The organism is Pedobacter sp. 01N416 (assembly GCF_056399685.1).
Genome location: NZ_JBFTRT010001075.1, coordinates 1 through 511, shown reverse-complemented (window position 1 = coordinate 511; position 511 = coordinate 1). Strand labels below are relative to the sequence as shown.

Annotated in this window: 1 protein-coding gene; it reads left to right on the top strand. The window is 41.6% G+C overall.

Going from position 1 to position 511, the window contains the following annotated elements; all coding sequences use genetic code 11:
- Positions 1-479: sulfate adenylyltransferase subunit CysD (gene cysD / locus AC1DND_RS29300; RefSeq protein ID WP_477586544.1), on the top strand; the 479-nt coding region annotated here is incomplete at its 5' end.
- Between the last annotated feature and the right edge of the window lie 32 nt (positions 480-511).

Sequence of the window (511 nt, the reverse complement as noted above, 5' to 3'; positions counted from 1 at the left end):
GGGCTAAAGAACGTATTTTCTCTGTTCGTGATGAATTTGGCCAATGGGATCCAAAACGCCAACGTCCTGAACTTTGGAATATTTACAACGGTAAAATCCACAAAGGAGAAAATATCYGTGTATTCCCGATCAGTAACTGGACGGAGCTTGATGTTTGGAATTATATCCGCAGAGAGAAAATAGACCTGCCAAGTATTTATTTCTCGCACGAACGCGATTGTATCACCAGAAATGGACAGCTGATGGCTGCTTCACCATTTTTAAATATGGATGATGAAGATGTGGTAGAACGTAAACAGGTTCGTTTCCGTACCGTGGGCGATATGTCTTGTACTGCTGCGGTAGAATCGGATGCGACTTTGATTGATGATATTATTTCTGAAATCAGCGCTTCTAAAATTTCAGAGCGTGGTGCCCGTATGGATGATAAAGTTTCTGAAGCCGCAATGGAAGACAGAAAAAAGGGGGGATATTTTTAAGGCGTATCAAGTAATAAGTATCAGGTATCGAG